Genomic DNA, 18,147 nt, shown 5'->3' with positions numbered 1-18,147 from the left:
TAATGCGCAAGATACTTGAATATGGTTTAGCCGGTGTGGTCGCCTACCTCATAAGTCGCTACTTCGTGTGGCACATTGTCTTACCAACACTCAACAGTTATCCACGCTTAACCCGGGTTATGGCCCGTTTTCCAGCAACGACGCTTTTTCTGATTCTATTTTTAACCCTTACATTTTGGTTGGGCTGGGTGCAATGGGACCGCCGACAACTATCGCCAATCTATGGTTATCTCGTCTACAGCGTCTATCTGCTCTTATTATTCATTGTCTTATTCACTAAAGCAAACGTCTATCATGCAGTTAGCTTGAACCCGTTCGATTTCATTCAAAAGGATCACAAAACACTGCTCGAAGCCGCACTGAATGTCGTTTACTTCATCCCATTAGGCGGTTTGTACCATTTGAAAGCCTCATTTGTTGAAACAAACATCATAGCACCCTTAACGATTCTAGGCATTGAGATTCTCCAATTCGCCTTTTATCTAGGGACTTTCGCACTCAGTGACATCCTCTTAAACTGGTTTGGCTGTTTAATTGGGTTTGGCCTTTGGACACTTGCACAACATCATTTTACAGTCCAAACAAAAAGCAGCTAGGCATTAAGCCAAGCTGCTTTTTTAACGATTGAGCGTAATTAACTGCTTATAAAGTTGATTCGTTAGAAGTCCGATTGAAGGATTGGCCTTATATTGATTCGATAATAAGACAATTCCTGAACGCCCATTCTGACTCATCTGCAAGCTAGATTCGAATCCAGATTCGACTCCGTGGCTTGTAAAATAATCTTTGTAATTATAAACACCACCCGTATATTCACCAGTAGTCGATGAGCGGAGCGTTTTTAATAACGATTTTTTAAAAACTTTTCCTTGAACAATCGCCTGTTCAGTTCGAAAGAGGCTACTCGTTGTGGCATACATATTTCCGGTCCCTAACTCACGCATATATACGTAACTTGGTTCACTAACTGGCGTGCCATAGCCGTCTTGTTGATAGCCATAAGCAGTCGCTTGTTGGCCGGTCGTTTCATTTGGCATAAAATTAAACGATGTTAATTTAAACGGTATTATCAACTGATTTCCAACTAACTCTCGATAACTCTTATGGGTGACTTGTTCTAAAATCCCGGCCAAAAGAAGGTAATTAACTGGCGAATAATTATGCTGACCAATATCTTTAACAGCCAAATGATCAAGCGCATATTGAATCCGCGCTTGATCTGATAATTCTTTTTCTGGTGCAGATAATTCAGTCAGTCCAGAACGCATATCAACCATCATCTTCAGCGTAATTTGATCCGCCTCTTTAATCTGCGGGTAATACCGACTTAACGGTGTCGCTAAATCGATGTTCCCGGCTTGCACCTGTTTCATCAATAACGCAGCCGTTAATGACTTTTGAATCGATGCAATCTGATACGTCGTCTGTGGAGAATTCAGTTGCTTAGTCGCAAAATTTGCATAGCCCCGGCCACCTTGAAATAACACATGATTCCACCGCACAATTAAAATGGTCCCGCTAAAACTGTTATCATGTAGCAACTGCTGTACAAATTGTTGTTCCTTCGCACTCAAATGATTGATGGTTCGATCATCAATCCCGGCTTCATGACTTTTTGCCTTTTGAATGGCTAACTCAAGTTTTGTTGCCTGTAATTGTTGCTGAAGTTGTTTCATTTTTTGTTGGGTTTGTTGAGTTTGGACGGCATATTTTTGCCGTTCATGATAAATCGTGCCGCCAATAATTAGTAGGATGAGCCCTACCAACAGCAGTCCTCTTTTCAATTTGTTGTCCATCCGCTTAGTCCGCTAATCGTCCCTTCTCAATGACTACCATTTGAGCATCGAATCGATAATACAGTGCTTCACCATTTTCAACTTCCACACCATCAATATCGCGATCTGAAATCTGTTCGATCACCTTAATGAGCGCACGCAAAGTAGAACCATGCGCTACAATCAATTGGTCCTGGCCTGCAAGTAATCCTGGTACTACTTGATCTTGCCAATAAGGTAATAGCCGTTGCGTTGCCTGTGCAAGACTCTCCCCGCGTGGCCGACTCATCGGTGGAACTAGTCGATAACGACGGGCCTGCGAAAAAGTCGTCAATAAAGGTGGGACCGCCGTGTAACTACGCCGCCAGCGGGCAACTTGATGCGCACCAAAAATAGCCCGCGTCTTTTCCTTATTTAACCCGCGCAATGCCCCATAATGGCGCTCATTTAATCGCCAACTCTTCGTCATTGGAATGGCCAATTGGTCTATTTCATCCAGAATAATGTAACTCGTCAAAATTGCACGCTTCAATAACGAAGTATGCACATGACTGAATTGAATTCCGGTTGCTTGAATTTGTCGGCCCACATGCTGTGCTTGTTTGCGCCCAGCAGCCGTTAATGGCACATCAGACCAACCAGTGTAAGTATTTAATTGATTGGCTAAACTCTCGCCATGTCGTACAATTACTAAATTCGCCATGCGTTAAACTCACTTTTCCTGTCGTTTAAAATAATCCCTTTCAGTATACCACGAACCGTTTCCCGTGATAAATAACGCGTCATTTCCCTAATTTAAAAGATCATTTAAATAGTTAAGGAACTGTACAGTTTCGTTGTCATCTACCAATTAATTGTAGTACAATGAATCTATTGAATTCTAAGGATGTGCGATATGTCAGCTAAAGCAAAAGAATTTTGGAAATCCACTATACAAATCATTTTATTAGCGGCCGTGATGGTCGGCATTGCGCAATTACTGCTCAAATTCGTCATTGCCAATGAACAAATTTTCGGGCCATCAATGCAACCCAACTTTACACAGTATGATCGGGTCATTGCACTACGCCATACGAAACTGAAACGCGGCGACGTCGTTATCGTCAAGGCCCCTGATTCACCAGGTGAATTCTACATTAAACGAATTGTCGGCATGCCCGGTGAAACTGTTCGCTTCAACAAGGATCAACTCTATATTAATAATAAAAAAGTCAGTGAGCCTTATTTAAATGACTATAAAAAAGATCCAACAACCTTCCTAGCCGGGTCAAACTACTTCACACTCAACCCAAAGACTAATAAGCCAAACTTTGATTTAAAGGACGTGCTTGGTCGTTCCACAGTCCCTGCCCACCACTACTTCGTCATGGGTGATAACCGGACTGTTTCAAAGGATAGCCGGTATGAAGAAGTAGGCTTTGTCAGTGATGATTCTAAAACCTTCAACGGGATTCAAGGCGTTGTCAAACTCCGCTACTGGCCAGTAACGAAATTTAAAGTTTACTAATCACGAAAAAAGGTCCACCACGATTGTGGCGGACCTTTTTTGACCGTTTTTTTAAAGATAGACACTAACACCGAGTAAAATAATTGCTAATAGACCAATAATCGCCATTAATGGCCAAACGAATTTTAACCACTTATCAAACGTTACATGGACCATTGCCAGCGAGGCCAAGACCAAACCAGTTGGTGTGATAAACGACATAATGCCTTGTCCCCAGTTATAAGCACTAATAATAACGTCACGATTAACACCGACTACATCAGCCAACGGTGCCATGACGGGCATTGATAGCACCGCTAGACCGGAACTCGACGGAATGAAGAATCCTAGTAGAATGAAAACGAAGAACATCACCGTTGAGAAGATAACACCACTCATATGGGAAACGCCACTACTTAACCAGTACAATAGCGTATCACTAATTTGTGCCTGTTCCATAATAATCGTCACGCCGCGTGCTAAAGCAATCACAAGGGCTACACCTAACAGGTCGGAAGCCCCTGCAACGAATTCACTAACAAAATCTTTTTCCGATAATCCGGAAATAAACGCCAAAATAAACGTAATCGCTAAGAATAACGAGGAAATTTCATTAAATAGCCAACCCCATTCCTTCACGCCGAAGACCATGATGACAAAACCGGCCGCAAAAATAATTAACATCAATTTCTTCCGGAAATCAAACCGTGGTACTTCATTGACATCACTATTTCCCAGGAAATGTTTTTCCAATTCTGCTTTTTGATTATAAATGAGCGATTGGCTTGGATCCTGTTTTACTTTTTCAGCATACCGAATCGTGTAGAAAATACAGATTAATGTGCCTAGAATCAGCATTACAAGCCTTAGTCCCATACCATCTGTAAAGCTAATGCCAGCCGTATTAGAAGCAATCACGACGGAAAATGGGTTCACCGTTGAAGCCATTGTCCCGATTGAACTGCCTAGATAAATCGCCGCAATTGCGACTAGCGCATCGTAGCCAGCTGCCATAAAGATTGGCACTAGAATTGGATAGAAAGCAATTGTTTCTTCAGCCAAGCCAAAGGTGGTCCCGCCTAGGGCAATCAAGCTCGTTACAATCACGATTAACCAGGCTTCTTTACCTTTCAAACGTTTCGATAGCGCCGCCATTCCGGCCGCAAATGCACCGGTCTTATTCACAACGCCCACAATCCCACCTAGAATTAAGACAAATGTGATAATATCGATTGTTTCAGATAACCCTTGAATGGGCGCATTCAGAAATTGTTTAATCGCGCCAAATAAGTTTGGTTTATGCTGATTGAGTTTTTGATATGTATTTGGAATCGCAACTGGTTTATACACCGACCCATCCTTAAACTTCGCTAAATCCGTATTAACGTGGTATTTCTTCAGTGTTGCTTGTGTCCCAGGTGCTGTCGATTCATGCCCATTGGGTGCGACCACAGTGAAGTTTTCCTGGGTCGTGTTATATTGTAAACTCGCATATTTTCCGGCTGGCATAAAGTACGTCAAGATCATCACTGCCAGTAAAACAAGTAGAATTACTGTGTAGGCGCTCGGAAAAGTAAAGTGTTTTTTCTTATCAGTCATTCAATAGCCTCCATGACGCCCTCCATCGCTGAAGAGCCATTTTATAAACTCAATTATATCACAAAGGACGCTTGCGCTTTTTCCATAACACCCTTGCACAGACTACTTTCCTGTGCTAAGATTGGCACCAAGCAAAATAAGGGACGACAGAGAGCGTCCTTTTTGGAGGAAAACTGAATATGAAAACTATTACGGCACACAGCCAACATCGATTAACAAGCTACCAGACTAAGGTGGTCGCCTCAACAACGGCCGGCTTCGGTCTCGAAAACATGGACGTTATGTTCTTGTCTTTCACCCTATCGTCCATCATTGCAGATTTACATCTCAGTGGAACACAGGCGGGATTAATCGCAACGATTACCAATATTGGAATGTTGTTAGGTGGCGTTTTTTTTGGCGTTTTAGCCGACCGCGTTGGACGGATTAAAACATTCACTTACACCATTTTTATCTTTGCTTTTGCGACAGCGGCTATGTCATTTGCCCACACCCTTCCCATGATTTATCTCTGTCGCTTCTTAGCTGGGATCGGTGCTGGTGGCGAATATGGGATTGGCATGACGGTCTTAGCCGAATCTTTCCCTAAGAAACAGCTCGGACGTGTTTCATCCTTCGTGGGTGTCGCAGGTCAACTTGGCGCTATTGCCGCGGCACTTCTAGCAGCGTGGGTCTTACCACAATTTGGTTGGCATGCACTATTTCTATTCGGCCTATTACCTGTTATCATTACTTTTTTTATCCGCCATCATCTAGTCGAAAGTACAACGTTCACTTCTGAATCAGATCAACCAAAAGGTCAGATTAGCGCTCTTTTTAAAACACGCGAACTAGCTTACCAAACAGTTGCGCTGATGATAATGGCAATCGTCCAAATCGCTGGTTACTTCGGTTTAATGAACTGGTTACCAACCATCATGCAACAACAAATGCACCTCAGTGTGGCTGGTTCATCAACTTGGATGTTAGCGACGATTGCCGGGATGTCAGCAGGCATGTTGACTTTCGGTTGGATTCTAGACCGAATTGGTCCACGGTTTGCTTTTGTCTTATTCCTGATTGCTTCAGCAGCAGGCGTTTACATCTTAACCTTCCCCAATAGCATGGGTGCTTTATTGTTCGTCGGTGCAATTGTCGGCTACTTCTCAAATGGTATGTTTGCAGGCTATGGCGCGATTGTCAGTCGCCTCTACCCATCCGAAGTCCGTGCAACCGCCAATAACGTGATTATGAACGTTGGCCGCTGTATCGGTGGATTTTCGAGCGTGATTATCGGTTGGTTACTTGATCATTATTCGGTGATGACCGTGATGCTCTTCATTTCAACACTCTATATCATCAGCTTGATTATCATGCTCACCATCAATAATTTAAAAGCTGATCGCTACTTTAATCATCAATAACACACAAAAGGGTCGAGACAATTGTCTCGACCCTTTTTAAATTTATAAACTACCGCCGCGTACCTCGGCTACGTTAGCCACAATCGTAAATGCCAAAGGATCAACTTCATGAATTCGATTAATAATGTGTTGATAGGCTTGATTTTCAACAACGAGCATCAACATCTGCTTATTGTCATTAGAATAGCCCCCAGTAACATCAAAAATCGTCACGCCCACATCAGATTCTTCGATTAAATGGGCTTTAATTTCAGGTAATTGGTCGTTACTCATGACATAGAGGACCTTTTTCCGGTTCAACCCGGTCTCAATATAGTTCATCGTAATCAACGTCAGAATTGATGAACAAGTTGCCAGCATGAACGTCTCAAAACCAGAGACGAACACATTCGCAAAGCAGACTAGTAAATCAACTACCAGCAAACTCAATGCCGGTTTGATATTGAAATATTTTTTGAAAATTAACGGTGGCACTGTTGAGCCACCACTCGAGGCATCAATTCGATATAACAAGGCAATTCCGGCAGCGTAAACAACACTCCCGATAATAATTGCTAATAGTTTGTCTTCCACCACCATCATTTGGGGCGTTAAAGCTAAACAAACTGGTAGCATAAAACTACCAAAGAGAATTCTTAACGTGGTTTTCTTATCAAGTAAGAAGTAAGCAAGTATCAGCATGCCGATGTTAATCACAAACACCACTGTTGATATCTTCCACCCCATCAATTCTTCTAATAAGATCCCCACACCGGTTGCCCCACCGGCTGCTACTTCATGGGGGGCAAAGAAGAGTTGAATCCCAATCGCAATAATTTCGAGAGCAATCAAGATCAACCCCATCTGGATAATCGTCTGTTTCAAATTGGATAAGCGCATCGCGTCCCTCATTTCTTTATTGATTATTACTATAAGTATATATGAATATTAATGAAGATGCGAGTCTAACCACTTCATGCTTCCCGTAGTGCCTGTGCGAGTGCCACTAATTTACGAGCGGTGTTGGCATTCCGAATTGTCAGCCACTGGTATAGGTCCCCTTTAGCAACAGTCGACCACCGCGTCCGACCGAATGTTTTCACGGGTGCACTCCAGAAAATAAACGGACCATTCACGGCAACTTTTTCATACGCTGGCTTAATTGCCCCTACATGTACACTCAATTCCGCCCCCGTTTTAGGCGCAATCGCCACGATTAAATTATGTTTCACATCTGGCATATTGCCCCACCAAGTTGGTGCGTCCGCAACAGCTTGAATCAACTGGTCAGCTGTGACCACGGCGATATTCACAGAAAAGCCAAAGGTCTCCACCATAATCTGATCACAAGTTGCCGCTAAGGTTGTTAAGCCTGTTTCTGGGGCTTCAAATAACACGTTGCCACTATTGATGTATGTTTGCACATTGGTGAACCCAGCCGCTTCATACGCAGTTTTAAGCACGCTCATTTTAACTGGCCGTTTACCACCCACATTAATTCCCCGTAATAACGCAATGTATTGCATCTGAATCCCTCACTTTTTTATTCATCATAACTTAATTAGCTTTTGTTGACCAGTTCGCTTTATCACTGCCATATTTATTATTTTGTGGGGAATAATAATGAAAAAAGTTTTGCAAATAGCATAAATACGCCATTTAGCTTATAATAGTATAGTTATAAATTTTCAAAAAAGGATGGCGCACAATGAACAATCGAACTCAACCGCAAAACATCGCCAAAGGCATGTTTTGGGCGACTATGGCGTCCGCACTCTGGGGCGTTTCAGGTACTATTTTGGAATTCATCTCGCAAGGACAAAAGATCCCTGCAACTTGGTTCCTATCCGTTAGAACGCTTGGCGCTGGTTTAATTTTATTACTTATCGGGGCAATTAAGTTCAAACAAGATATCTTCTCCATTTTTAAATCAAAACGATTAACGGCTTGGCTAATCGCTTACGCCCTTTTCGGTATCATGGGTAATCAATATACTTTCTTCATGAGTATCCAAACGGGGAATGCAGCAGCGGCGACTATTTTACAATATCTAAGTCCTCTGTTTATCGTTATTGGAACCCTCGCTTTCTTACGTAAGTGGCCAAATCGAATTGATATTATCTCATTCGGAATTGCTTTAATTGGCGTTTTCCTTTCTATTACGAAAGGCAATATCCATACTTTAACAATTCCTTTTAATTCATTAATCTGGGGAATCTTATCCGGTGTAACAGCTGCTTTCTACGTTGTGCTACCAAGACCAATCGTTAATGAAAAATCACCAATTCTCGTTTTAGGTTGGGGCATGTTCATCAGTGGTTTACTCTTCAATATCCACCGACCATTCTGGCAAGCACCGCCGCGTTTAAATGCTTCCGGTATTATCGCAATTTTAGCCGTTATTTTGATTGGAACTGTATTCGCATATCTTTGCTTGTTACACAGTTTAAACTTTGCACCATCAACCGTAATCAGTATCGTTGATGCCGTACAACCTGTAATTACATTTATTCTAAGTATCATCTTCTTCCATGCCCGCTTTAGTTGGGTAGAAATGAGTGGTGCAATTCTAGTTATCCTAGCAATCTACATCTTGCAACGTTATCAGGAAACAGAAAATGACGCCTTAGCATAGCAAAAAGCCGTTTAACCATCCCATAAGGGACTGTTAAACGGCTTTTTAATTACGATGCGCTATATTTTACTTAGCTTAATCCTACTCACAGCTAGTAGGGTTCTTCATAGGCCACGTAAACATCCTGAGTAACACTAAGTATCTCATTAGCTAATAGCTGCAGGTTAATCACTACTCTCTCTTGGAAAAAACTGATGGTAACAAAAAAGGTTAAACCTTTCGGCCCAACCTTTTTATATTTGCGCGGCAACGTCCTATCCTCGCAGGTAGTTTCCCACCAACTACTATCGGCGCTAAGAAGCTTAACTTCTGTGTTCGACATGGGAACAGGTGTATCCTTCTTGCTATCGCCACCACACTATTTTGTGCTTGCGCACTGAGAAGAACTTCGTTCTCTCAAAACTGCATAATAAGTAATATTTTATTTCAAAAGCCTAACATTGCACCTTTGGTTAAGTCCTCGACCGATTAGTACTAGTCCGCTCCATACATCGCTGTACTTCCACTCCTAGCCTATCTACCTGATCATCTTTCAGGGGTCTTACTTCCATAAAGGAATGGGAAATCTCATCTCGAGGGGGGCTTCACACTTAGATGCTTTCAGCGTTTATCCCGTCCATACATAGCTACCCAGCGATGCGCCTGGCGGCACAACTGGTACACCAGAGGTATGTCCATCCCGGTCCTCTCGTACTAAGGACAGCTCCTCTCAAATTTCCTGCGCCCGCGACGGATAGGGACCGAACTGTCTCACGACGTTCTGAACCCAGCTCGCGTACCGCTTTAATGGGCGAACAGCCCAACCCTTGGGACCGACTACAGCCCCAGGATGCGATGAGCCGACATCGAGGTGCCAAACCTCCCCGTCGATGTGGACTCTTGGGGGAGATAAGCCTGTTATCCCCAGGGTAGCTTTTATCCGTTGAGCGATGGCCCTTCCATACGGAACCACCGGATCACTAAGTCCGACTTTCGTCCCTGCTCGATTTGTCAATCTCACAGTCAAGCTCTCTTATACCTTTACACTCTACGAATGATTTCCAACCATTCTGAGAGAACCTTTGAGCGCCTCCGTTACACTTTAGGAGGCGACCGCCCCAGTCAAACTGCCCACCTGACACTGTCTCCCGCCACGCTAAGTGGCGCGGGTTAGAGTGGTCATACAGTTAGGGTAGTATCCCACCAACGCCTCCATCGAAACTAGCGTTCCGATTTCTACGGCTCCTACCTATCCTGTACAAACTGTACAAACACTCAATATCAAGCTACAGTAAAGCTCCATGGGGTCTTTCCGTCCTGTCGCGGGTAACCCGCATCTTCACGGGTATTATAATTTCACCGAGTCTCTCGTTGAGACAGTGCCCAAATCATTACGCCTTTCGTGCGGGTCGGAACTTACCCGACAAGGAATTTCGCTACCTTAGGACCGTTATAGTTACGGCCGCCGTTTACTGGGGCTTCAATTCTGGGCTTCGCTTACGCTAACTCATCCTCTTAACCTTCCAGCACCGGGCAGGCGTCAGCCCCTATACGTCATCTTTCGATTTTGCAGAGACCTGTGTTTTTGATAAACAGTTGTTTGGGCCTATTCACTGCGGCTGACCTGACGGTCAGCACCCCTTCTCCCGAAGTTACGGGGTCATTTTGCCGAGTTCCTTAACGAGAGTTCACTCGCTCACCTTAGGATATTCTCCTCGACCACCTGTGTCGGTTTACGGTACGGGTAGTTTATTTCTCACTAGAAGCTTTTCTTGGCAGTGTAACATCAGGAACTTCGCTACTTAATTTCGCTCCCCATCACAACTTGTCCTTAAAGAATCAAGCATTTCACTCAACTCAAGACTTGTTGCTTAGACACACATTTCCAGTCGTGTGCATTCCTTAGCTTCCTGCGTCCCTCCATCGTTCAAACAAAATAAACTAGTACAGGAATCTCAACCTGTTGGCCATCGACTACGCCTTTCGGCCTCGCCTTAGGTCCCGACTAACCCTGGGAGGACGAGCCTTCCCCAGGAAACCTTAGTCATACGGTGGATCAGATTCTCACTGATCTTTCGCTACTCATGCCGGCATTCTCACTTCTAAGCGCTCCACTAGTCCTTACGATCTAGCTTCATCGCCCTTAGAACGCTCTCCTACCGCGGACACTTACGTGTCCACCCACAGTTTCGGTATTATGTTTAGCCCCGGTACATTTTCGGCGCAGCGGCACTCGACTAGTGAGCTATTACGCACTCTTTAAATGGTGGCTGCTTCTGAGCCAACATCCTAGTTGTCTGTGCACCGCCACATCCTTTTCCACTTAACATAAATTTTGGGACCTTAACTGGTGATCTGGGCTGTTTCCCTTTCGACTACGGATCTTATCACTCGCAGTCTGACTCCCGGAACTAAATCAATGGTATTCGGAGTTTATCTGAATTCAGTAACCCATGACGGGCCCCTAGTCCAAACAGTGCTCTACCTCCATGATCCAATATTCCGAGGCTAGCCCTAAAGCTATTTCGGAGAGAACCAGCTATCTCCAAGTTCGATTGGAATTTCACCGCTACCCACACCTCATCCCCGCCATTTTCAACTGACGTGGGTTCGGTCCTCCAGTGTGTTTTACCACACCTTCAACCTGGACATGGGTAGGTCACTTGGTTTCGGGTCTACATCTATATACTCACTCGCCCATTTCAGACTCGCTTTCGCTACGGCTCCAGCTTTTCACTTTAACCTCGCATATAAACGTAACTCGCCGGTTCATTCTACAAAAGGCACGCCATCACTCATTAACGAGCTTTGACTAATTGTAGGCACACGGTTTCAGGATCTATTTCACTCCCCTTCCGGGGTGCTTTTCACCTTTCCCTCACGGTACTGGTTCACTATCGGTCACTAGGGAGTATTTAGCCTTGGGAGATGGTCCTCCCGGATTCCGACGGAATTTCACGTGTTCCGCCGTACTCAGGATCCAGAACGGAGGTTAAGTTGTTTAATCTACGTGGTTATCACACTCTTTGACTCAGCTTCCCAGCTGATTCGATTACAACTTAACTTGGTAACTCCAATGTTCTGTCCTACAACCCCAAGAAGCAAGCTTCTTGGTTTGGGCTCTTCCCCGTTCGCTCGCCGCTACTTAGGGAATCGATTTTTCTTTCTCTTCCTGCAGGTACTTAGATGTTTCAGTTCCCCGCGTCTACCTTCATTAAGCTATGTATTCACTTAATGATAATACCCGACTAAAGGTATTGGGTTCCCCCATTCGGAAATCTCCGGATCAAAGCTTACTTACAGCTCCCCGAAGCATATCGGTGTTAGTACCGTCCTTCATCGGCTCCTAGTGCCAAGGCATCCACCGTGCGCCCTTTATAACTTAACCTAACTTTACCTACGGTAAAGGGTTATTATTTGAGTTTAGCGATATGAACTAATTCATATTTCTATTAAAAAACTCTTTAAAACGCAATGTTTTCTCGGCTTTTAAAACTAATATATTACTTATTATCCAGTTTTCAAAGAACAAAGTTTGAGAGTAGACCTCTCAAAACTAAACAAAGTTTCGACTTCGCAAATGTACAAGGTTTTCCGTATTATTCCTTAGAAAGGAGGTGATCCAGCCGCAGGTTCTCCTACGGCTACCTTGTTACGACTTCACCCTAATCATCTGTCCCACCTTAGACGGCTGGCTCCCGAAGGTTACCTCACCGGCTTTGGGTGTTACAAACTCTCATGGTGTGACGGGCGGTGTGTACAAGGCCCGGGAACGTATTCACCGCGGCATGCTGATCCGCGATTACTAGCGATTCCGGCTTCATGTAGGCGAGTTGCAGCCTACAATCCGAACTGAGAATGGTTTTAAGAGATTAGCTAAACCTCGCGGTCTCGCGACTCGTTGTACCATCCATTGTAGCACGTGTGTAGCCCAGGTCATAAGGGGCATGATGATTTGACGTCGTCCCCACCTTCCTCCGGTTTGTCACCGGCAGTCTCACTAGAGTGCCCAACTAAATGCTGGCAACTAGTAATAAGGGTTGCGCTCGTTGCGGGACTTAACCCAACATCTCACGACACGAGCTGACGACAACCATGCACCACCTGTCACTTTGTCCCCGAAGGGAAAGCTCTATCTCTAGAGTGGTCAAAGGATGTCAAGACCTGGTAAGGTTCTTCGCGTTGCTTCGAATTAAACCACATGCTCCACCGCTTGTGCGGGCCCCCGTCAATTCCTTTGAGTTTCAACCTTGCGGTCGTACTCCCCAGGCGGAGTGCTTAATGCGTTAGCTGCGGCACTGAAGGGCGGAAACCCTCCAACACCTAGCACTCATCGTTTACGGCATGGACTACCAGGGTATCTAATCCTGTTTGCTACCCATGCTTTCGAGCCTCAGCGTCAGTTACAGACCAGACAGCCGCCTTCGCCACTGGTGTTCTTCCATATATCTACGCATTTCACCGCTACACATGGAGTTCCACTGTCCTCTTCTGCACTCAAGTTTCCCAGTTTCCGATGCACTTCTTCGGTTGAGCCGAAGGCTTTCACATCAGACTTAAGAAACCGCCTGCGCTCGCTTTACGCCCAATAAATCCGGACAACGCTTGCCACCTACGTATTACCGCGGCTGCTGGCACGTAGTTAGCCGTGGCTTTCTGGTTGGATACCGTCACTACCTGATCAGTTACTATCAAATACGTTCTTCTCCAACAACAGAGTTTTACGATCCGAAAACCTTCTTCACTCACGCGGCGTTGCTCCATCAGACTTTCGTCCATTGTGGAAGATTCCCTACTGCTGCCTCCCGTAGGAGTCTGGGCCGTGTCTCAGTCCCAGTGTGGCCGATTACCCTCTCAGGTCGGCTATGCATCACGGTCTTGGTGAGCCTTTACCTCACCAACTAACTAATGCACCGCGGGTCCATCCTAAAGTGATAGCCGAAACCATCTTTCAACCTTGCACCATGCGGTGCTAGGTTTTATGCGGTATTAGCATCTGTTTCCAAATGTTATCCCCCACTTTAGGGCAGGTTACCCACGTGTTACTCACCCGTCCGCCACTCACTCAAATGTTATCAATCAGAAGCAAGCTTCTTCAATCTAACGAGAGTGCGTTCGACTTGCATGTATTAGGCACGCCGCCAGCGTTCGTCCTGAGCCAGGATCAAACTCTCGATTAAAAGTTTGTAGCTCTTGTTTTGTTACTTAATTTATTTGCTAGCGAAATTGACTTTGCAAATATGTTTTGTGCCCCGAAGGGCGACCCTACACATTTGGTTTGTCGAAACTTTGTTCAGTTTTCAAAGATCTACTGTGTTGAAACAGCTTTTTAAGTATATCACACAACTTATCGTCTGTCAACAACTATTTTTAATTAATTATTACTTAGAAGTTATAACTCCTTAAGCAACATATAATATGTTATCATGTTTTCAATTAAATAACAAGTGTTTTTCAAAACTTTTTATTTAATTGACGATACTGCTTATCACTAATCAGCTCGCTTTTGACAACTTTATTAGTATACCAACTTGCAACCCGTGATGCAAGGATTTTCTGTAAATAAATAATAATTATCTTATAACAATAAAAAAAGGCCCTTAGCTATACTAGGGGCCTTCGTTTTTCTACTATTAAACGTAGAGGTTTTTAACTTGTTTTTGTAATTCCGGATGTGCTAAGAACTCATCATAGTTCGTTTCAGCACGTTCGACAACACCGTTCGCTGATACTTCAATGATATGATCTGCAATTGTTTGAATAAACTGATGATCATGCGATGTAAAGACTAAAGCACCCTTGAAATCGATCAAAGCATCATTCAATGAAGTAATTGATTCCAAGTCCAAATGGTTGGTTGGATCATCTAATAGTAAAGTATTCGATTTTTGCAACATAATCTTCGATAGAATACAACGCACTTTTTCGCCACCAGAAAGGACATTGATTTCTTTTGTGACTTCATCTCCAGAGAAAAGCATCTTGCCTAAGAAACCACGTAAGAAAGTATTGTCATCTTCACCCTTAGCGGCAAATTGACGTAACCAGTCTAAGATGATGAGTTGATCATCATTGAAGGCTGAGTTCGTATCTCTTGGTAAGTATGATTGTTGACTTGTCACACCCCAGGTAACTGTCCCAGTATCTGGCTGCACTTCACCTGCTAAGATTTGCATTAAGACAGCTGTCGCAACGTCATTTCGTGAAACGATTGCTGCTTTTTCGTCTGGCTTAACTGAAAAGCTGATGTTATCTAACACTTTAACACCGTCGATTGTTTTTGAAACATTCTCAACCCGTAAAAGATCATTCCCCAATTCACGTTCGAAATCGAACTTAATGAATGGGTATTGACGTGAAGAGGGTTGGATATCTTCTAATGTAATCTTTTCTAATTGTTTCTTACGAGAAGTGGCTTGTTTTGATTTTGAAGCATTGGCACTAAAACGCGCGATAAAATCTTGTAATTCTTTGATTTGTTCTTCTTTTTTAGCGTTAACGTTTGATTGTAACTTAGCGGCTAACTTACTTGATTCTAACCAGAAGTCGTAGTTCCCAACGAATGTCTTGATGCGACCGAAGTCCACATCACACATCATTGTACAGACTTGGTTTAAGAAGTAACGGTCATGGGAAACAACAATCACGATGTTCGGGAAGTCTGCTAAGAAATCTTCTAACCATTCAACTGAGGCACTGTCCAACCCATTCGTTGGTTCATCTAATAATAGGATATCAGGTTTGCCAAAGAGCGCTTGACCAAGTAAAACCTTAATCTTTTGCCCTTCCATCAATTCACTCATCTTCACATGGTGTAAAGATTCATCAATCCCTAAGGCTTGAAGTAATTGAGCAGCTTCTGATTCAGCATCCCAACCATTCATTTCAGCGAATTCAGCTTCTAAATCAGCAGCTTTCATCCCATCTTCTTCAGTGAAATCAGCTTTAGCATATAGGGCATCCTTAGCTTGCATCACTTCATACAACTTCTTATGACCTTGAATCACAGTCTCTAACACTTCAAATTCTTCAAAAGCGTAGTGATCTTGGTTCAAACTCGACATCCGTTCATTAGGGCCCATTGAGATATGGCCTGATGATGGTTGTAATTTACCTTCTAATAATTTTAGAAAAGTTGACTTACCTGCACCATTGGCACCGATCACGCCATAACAATTCCCAGGTGTAAACTTCAAATTAACGTCTTCATATAACTTACGCCCAGAAAGCGTTAAGCTCATTTCACTAACAGTTATCACTTGATTCCCTCACTTTTCTTTCATGACTCTAAAAAGCCAACCGTTTCATGTGAAACGGCTGGCTTTCTACCATTGACAATATATGCTTAACTCTAACATATCTAATGACTAGTTATCAACCAGGCTATTTGACCTTAGCAATCTTACCTTGTTGAATATAGACACTTAGAATCCCGATATCGGCTGGGTTGACCCCACCAATCCGACTGGCTTGCGCAAGTGTTTCGGGTTGAATTTTTTGTAATTTTTGACGACCTTCTGTTGCAAGGCCTTCAATTGCATCGTAATCGATATTGGCTGGAATCTTTTTAGCTTCCATTCGTTTTAACTTCGCAATTTTAGCTTTTTCCTTATCGATGTAACCCGCGTATTTGATTTGAATTTCAACTTGTTCCACAACGCGGTTATCAATGCCTTCGACTGCTGGAATAAATTGGATTAAATCAGCATACTTTACTTCTGGCCGTTTTAAGAAGTCGCTGGCTAAAACACCATCTTTAAGTGGTGTCTCACCCTTAGCCGCTAAAAAGGCTTGGATTTCTGGGGTTGGTTTCAAGCGAATGGTTGCTAAACGTGCTAATTCAGCTTCAACGGCTGCTTTTTTCACTTCATAGCTGTCAAAGCGATCATCATTGATTAAGCCTAATGCATGACCCTTTTCTGTTAAGCGTAAATCCGCATTATCGTGACGAAGCATCAAACGGTATTCCGCACGTGAGGTTAATAGCCGATAAGGTTCCTTCGTCCCCTTTGTGACCAAGTCATCGATTAAGACCCCGATGTAAGCTTCACTGCGGTCCAAGATGAATGGGTCGCGGCCCGTTTGCTTCAGAGCAGCGTTGATGCCGGCCATCAAGCCTTGACCAGCCGCTTCTTCATATCCTGAAGTGCCGTTCATTTGACCGGCTGTATAAAGATTTTCAACCACTTTGGTTTCAAGGGTTGGTTTTAGTTGCCATGGTTCAACGACATCATATTCAATCGCATAACCAGGACGCATCATTTGGGCATTTTCTAAGCCTTCAATCGAATGAATCATTTTGTGTTGGATTTCTTCTGGCATTGAGGTTGAGAAATCACCGACGTAATATTCTTCTGTTTCGCGGCCTTCTGGCTCCAAGAAAATTTGGTGCCGAGGCTTATCCGCGAAGCGGACGATTTTATCTTCAATTGAAGGGCAATAACGTGGACCCACCCCTTCAATTACGCCGGTAAACATTGGGGCGCGGTCGAGATTGTCGCGAATCACTTGATGCGTCGTATCATTCGTGTATGTCATCCAACAAGAAAGTTGGTCTTTCAAATAAGCACTATCAGGTGTTTCGAAACTAAAGTGGTTTGGTTCCTTATCCCCCGGTTGTTCTTCCGTCTTTGAAAAGTCGATCGTGGTGCCGTCCACGCGTGGTGGGGTCCCCGTTTTAAAACGCGTGAGGACAAATCCGTTGTCTTCCAAACTTTCAGAAAGTTTAATAGAAGGAATTGAATTATTCGGACCAGATGAATAGGTTAATTCGCCGATAATAATCTTACCCCGAGAAGCTGTCCCAGCCGTTAAGATCACACTATCAGCGCTGTAACGGGCACCAGTGTTAGTGACAATCCCTTTGCAGACACCGTCTTCAACGATCAATGATTCAGCAATCCCTTGACGAAGTGTTAAGTGCTCCGTCGTTTCGATAGTCCGTTTCATTGTCCGGTGATAAGCGTGCTTGTCAGCTTGGGCGCGTAACGCGCGGACAGCTGGCCCTTTACCTGTATTCAACATCCGCATTTGAATGTATGTTTTATCAATATTGCGGCCCATTTGACCACCCAAGGCGTCAATTTCACGGACGACAATCCCTTTAGCAGGACCACCCAATGATGGGTTACATGGCATAAAAGCCACCATGTCTAAGTTAATCGTTAATAGTAATGTTTCGCGGCCCATTCGTGCAGCAGCTAAAGCCGCTTCAGAACCTGCATGGCCGGCACCAACAACAATCACGTCGTAGTGCGCTGCGTCATATTCTCGCATATTTTGTTCTCCTTT

The 18,147-nt window shown here is 43.9% G+C and carries 11 protein-coding genes and 3 rRNA genes; 4 read left to right on the top strand and 10 right to left on the bottom strand.

Annotation, left to right across the window (positions count from 1 at the left end; translation table 11 throughout):
- The first annotated feature begins 2 nt into the window (after positions 1-2).
- Positions 3-596, top strand: coding sequence for a VanZ family protein (locus LCU_RS08090; protein ID WP_054644658.1), 594 nt, complete (start codon positions 3-5; stop codon positions 594-596).
- Between the two features lie 21 nt (positions 597-617).
- On the opposite strand, the gene LCU_RS08085 is transcribed toward LCU_RS08090, so the two are convergent.
- The gene (locus LCU_RS08085; RefSeq protein WP_081038334.1) at positions 618-1,766 is read right to left on the bottom strand and encodes a serine hydrolase domain-containing protein; all 1,149 of its coding nucleotides are present in this window, start codon (positions 1,764-1,766) and stop codon (positions 618-620) included.
- 34 nt (positions 1,767-1,800) lie between these two features.
- On the bottom strand, positions 1,801-2,478 hold the full coding sequence (locus tag LCU_RS08080; protein ID WP_004266081.1) for a 2,3-bisphosphoglycerate-dependent phosphoglycerate mutase: 678 nt from the start codon (positions 2,476-2,478) through the stop codon (positions 1,801-1,803).
- 192 nt (positions 2,479-2,670) lie between these two features.
- Here LCU_RS08080 and lepB point away from each other — a divergent pair, with 192 nt between their 5' ends.
- Positions 2,671-3,282 carry a signal peptidase I gene (gene lepB / locus LCU_RS08075; protein WP_056966789.1) on the top strand — a complete coding sequence of 204 codons (612 nt, stop codon included), beginning with the start codon at positions 2,671-2,673 and terminating at the stop codon, positions 3,280-3,282.
- Between the two features lie 51 nt (positions 3,283-3,333).
- On the opposite strand, the gene LCU_RS08070 is transcribed toward lepB, so the two are convergent.
- The gene (locus LCU_RS08070) at positions 3,334-4,860 is read right to left on the bottom strand and encodes a YfcC family protein (RefSeq protein WP_056966787.1); all 1,527 of its coding nucleotides are present in this window, start codon (positions 4,858-4,860) and stop codon (positions 3,334-3,336) included.
- Between the two features lie 179 nt (positions 4,861-5,039).
- Between LCU_RS08070 and LCU_RS08065 the strand changes: the two genes are divergently transcribed.
- Positions 5,040-6,263, top strand: a complete 1,224-nt coding sequence (locus LCU_RS08065) for an MFS transporter (RefSeq protein ID WP_004266060.1) — start codon at positions 5,040-5,042, stop codon at positions 6,261-6,263.
- Positions 6,264-6,305: 42 nt separating this feature from the next.
- Here the strand turns inward: LCU_RS08065 and LCU_RS08060 are convergent, their stop codons facing one another.
- Both LCU_RS08060 and LCU_RS08055 read right to left on the bottom strand, forming a co-directional pair.
- Positions 6,306-7,142, bottom strand: coding sequence for a YitT family protein (locus tag LCU_RS08060; RefSeq protein WP_056966785.1), 837 nt, complete (start codon positions 7,140-7,142; stop codon positions 6,306-6,308).
- Positions 7,143-7,216: 74 nt separating this feature from the next.
- On the bottom strand, positions 7,217-7,768 hold the full coding sequence (locus tag LCU_RS08055; RefSeq protein WP_004270091.1) for a DUF1697 domain-containing protein: 552 nt from the start codon (positions 7,766-7,768) through the stop codon (positions 7,217-7,219).
- 182 nt (positions 7,769-7,950) lie between these two features.
- On the opposite strand from LCU_RS08055, the gene LCU_RS08050 reads away from it, so the two are divergent.
- Entirely contained in the window at positions 7,951-8,877 is a 927-nt protein-coding gene (locus LCU_RS08050; protein ID WP_004270089.1) for a DMT family transporter, read from the top strand.
- A 241-nt stretch (positions 8,878-9,118) separates the two neighbouring features.
- On the opposite strand, the gene rrf is transcribed toward LCU_RS08050, so the two are convergent.
- The 5 genes from rrf to mnmG form a co-directional block, all read right to left on the bottom strand.
- Positions 9,119-9,235, bottom strand: a 5S ribosomal RNA gene (gene rrf / locus LCU_RS08045).
- Positions 9,236-9,325: 90 nt separating this feature from the next.
- Positions 9,326-12,244, bottom strand: a 23S ribosomal RNA gene (locus tag LCU_RS08040).
- Between the two features lie 222 nt (positions 12,245-12,466).
- Positions 12,467-14,036 (bottom strand): 16S ribosomal RNA (locus LCU_RS08035).
- The 16S, 23S and 5S rRNA genes sit together here, the layout of an rRNA operon.
- 453 nt (positions 14,037-14,489) lie before the next feature.
- Positions 14,490-16,115 (bottom strand): ABC-F family ATP-binding cassette domain-containing protein, encoded by a 1,626-nt coding sequence (locus LCU_RS08030; protein ID WP_004271146.1) that lies wholly within the window; start codon positions 16,113-16,115, stop codon positions 14,490-14,492.
- Between the two features lie 124 nt (positions 16,116-16,239).
- Complete coding sequence (gene mnmG / locus LCU_RS08025; RefSeq protein ID WP_056966033.1) at positions 16,240-18,132, bottom strand: tRNA uridine-5-carboxymethylaminomethyl(34) synthesis enzyme MnmG; 1,893 nt, start codon at positions 18,130-18,132, stop codon at positions 16,240-16,242.
- Positions 18,133-18,147 lie beyond the last annotated feature (15 nt).

Origin of the sequence: Latilactobacillus curvatus JCM 1096 = DSM 20019 (assembly GCF_004101845.1) — a bacterium.
In the GTDB taxonomy this organism is placed as follows: Bacteria; Bacillota; Bacilli; order Lactobacillales; family Lactobacillaceae; genus Latilactobacillus; species Latilactobacillus curvatus.
Note: the sequence above shows the minus strand (reverse complement) of the source record. Positions and strands in the feature narration are given on the sequence as shown.

Bases quoted from the DNA above. Each gene is read 5' to 3' on its own strand.
- LCU_RS08070 (WP_056966787.1), bottom strand. From the start codon at position 4,860: ATGACTGATAAGAAAAAACACTTTACTTTTCCGAGCGCCTACACAGTA.
- mnmG (WP_056966033.1), bottom strand. From the start codon at position 18,132: ATGCGAGAATATGACGCAGCGCACTACGACGTGATTGTTGTTGGTGCC.
- LCU_RS08065 (WP_004266060.1), top strand. From the start codon at position 5,040: ATGAAAACTATTACGGCACACAGCCAACATCGATTAACAAGCTACCAG.
- LCU_RS08055 (WP_004270091.1), bottom strand. From the start codon at position 7,768: ATGCAATACATTGCGTTATTACGGGGAATTAATGTGGGTGGTAAACGG.
- LCU_RS08080 (WP_004266081.1), bottom strand. From the start codon at position 2,478: ATGGCGAATTTAGTAATTGTACGACATGGCGAGAGTTTAGCCAATCAA.
- LCU_RS08060 (WP_056966785.1), bottom strand. From the start codon at position 7,142: ATGCGCTTATCCAATTTGAAACAGACGATTATCCAGATGGGGTTGATC.
- LCU_RS08090 (WP_054644658.1), top strand. From the start codon at position 3: ATGCGCAAGATACTTGAATATGGTTTAGCCGGTGTGGTCGCCTACCTC.
- LCU_RS08050 (WP_004270089.1), top strand. From the start codon at position 7,951: ATGAACAATCGAACTCAACCGCAAAACATCGCCAAAGGCATGTTTTGG.
- lepB (WP_056966789.1), top strand. From the start codon at position 2,671: ATGTCAGCTAAAGCAAAAGAATTTTGGAAATCCACTATACAAATCATT.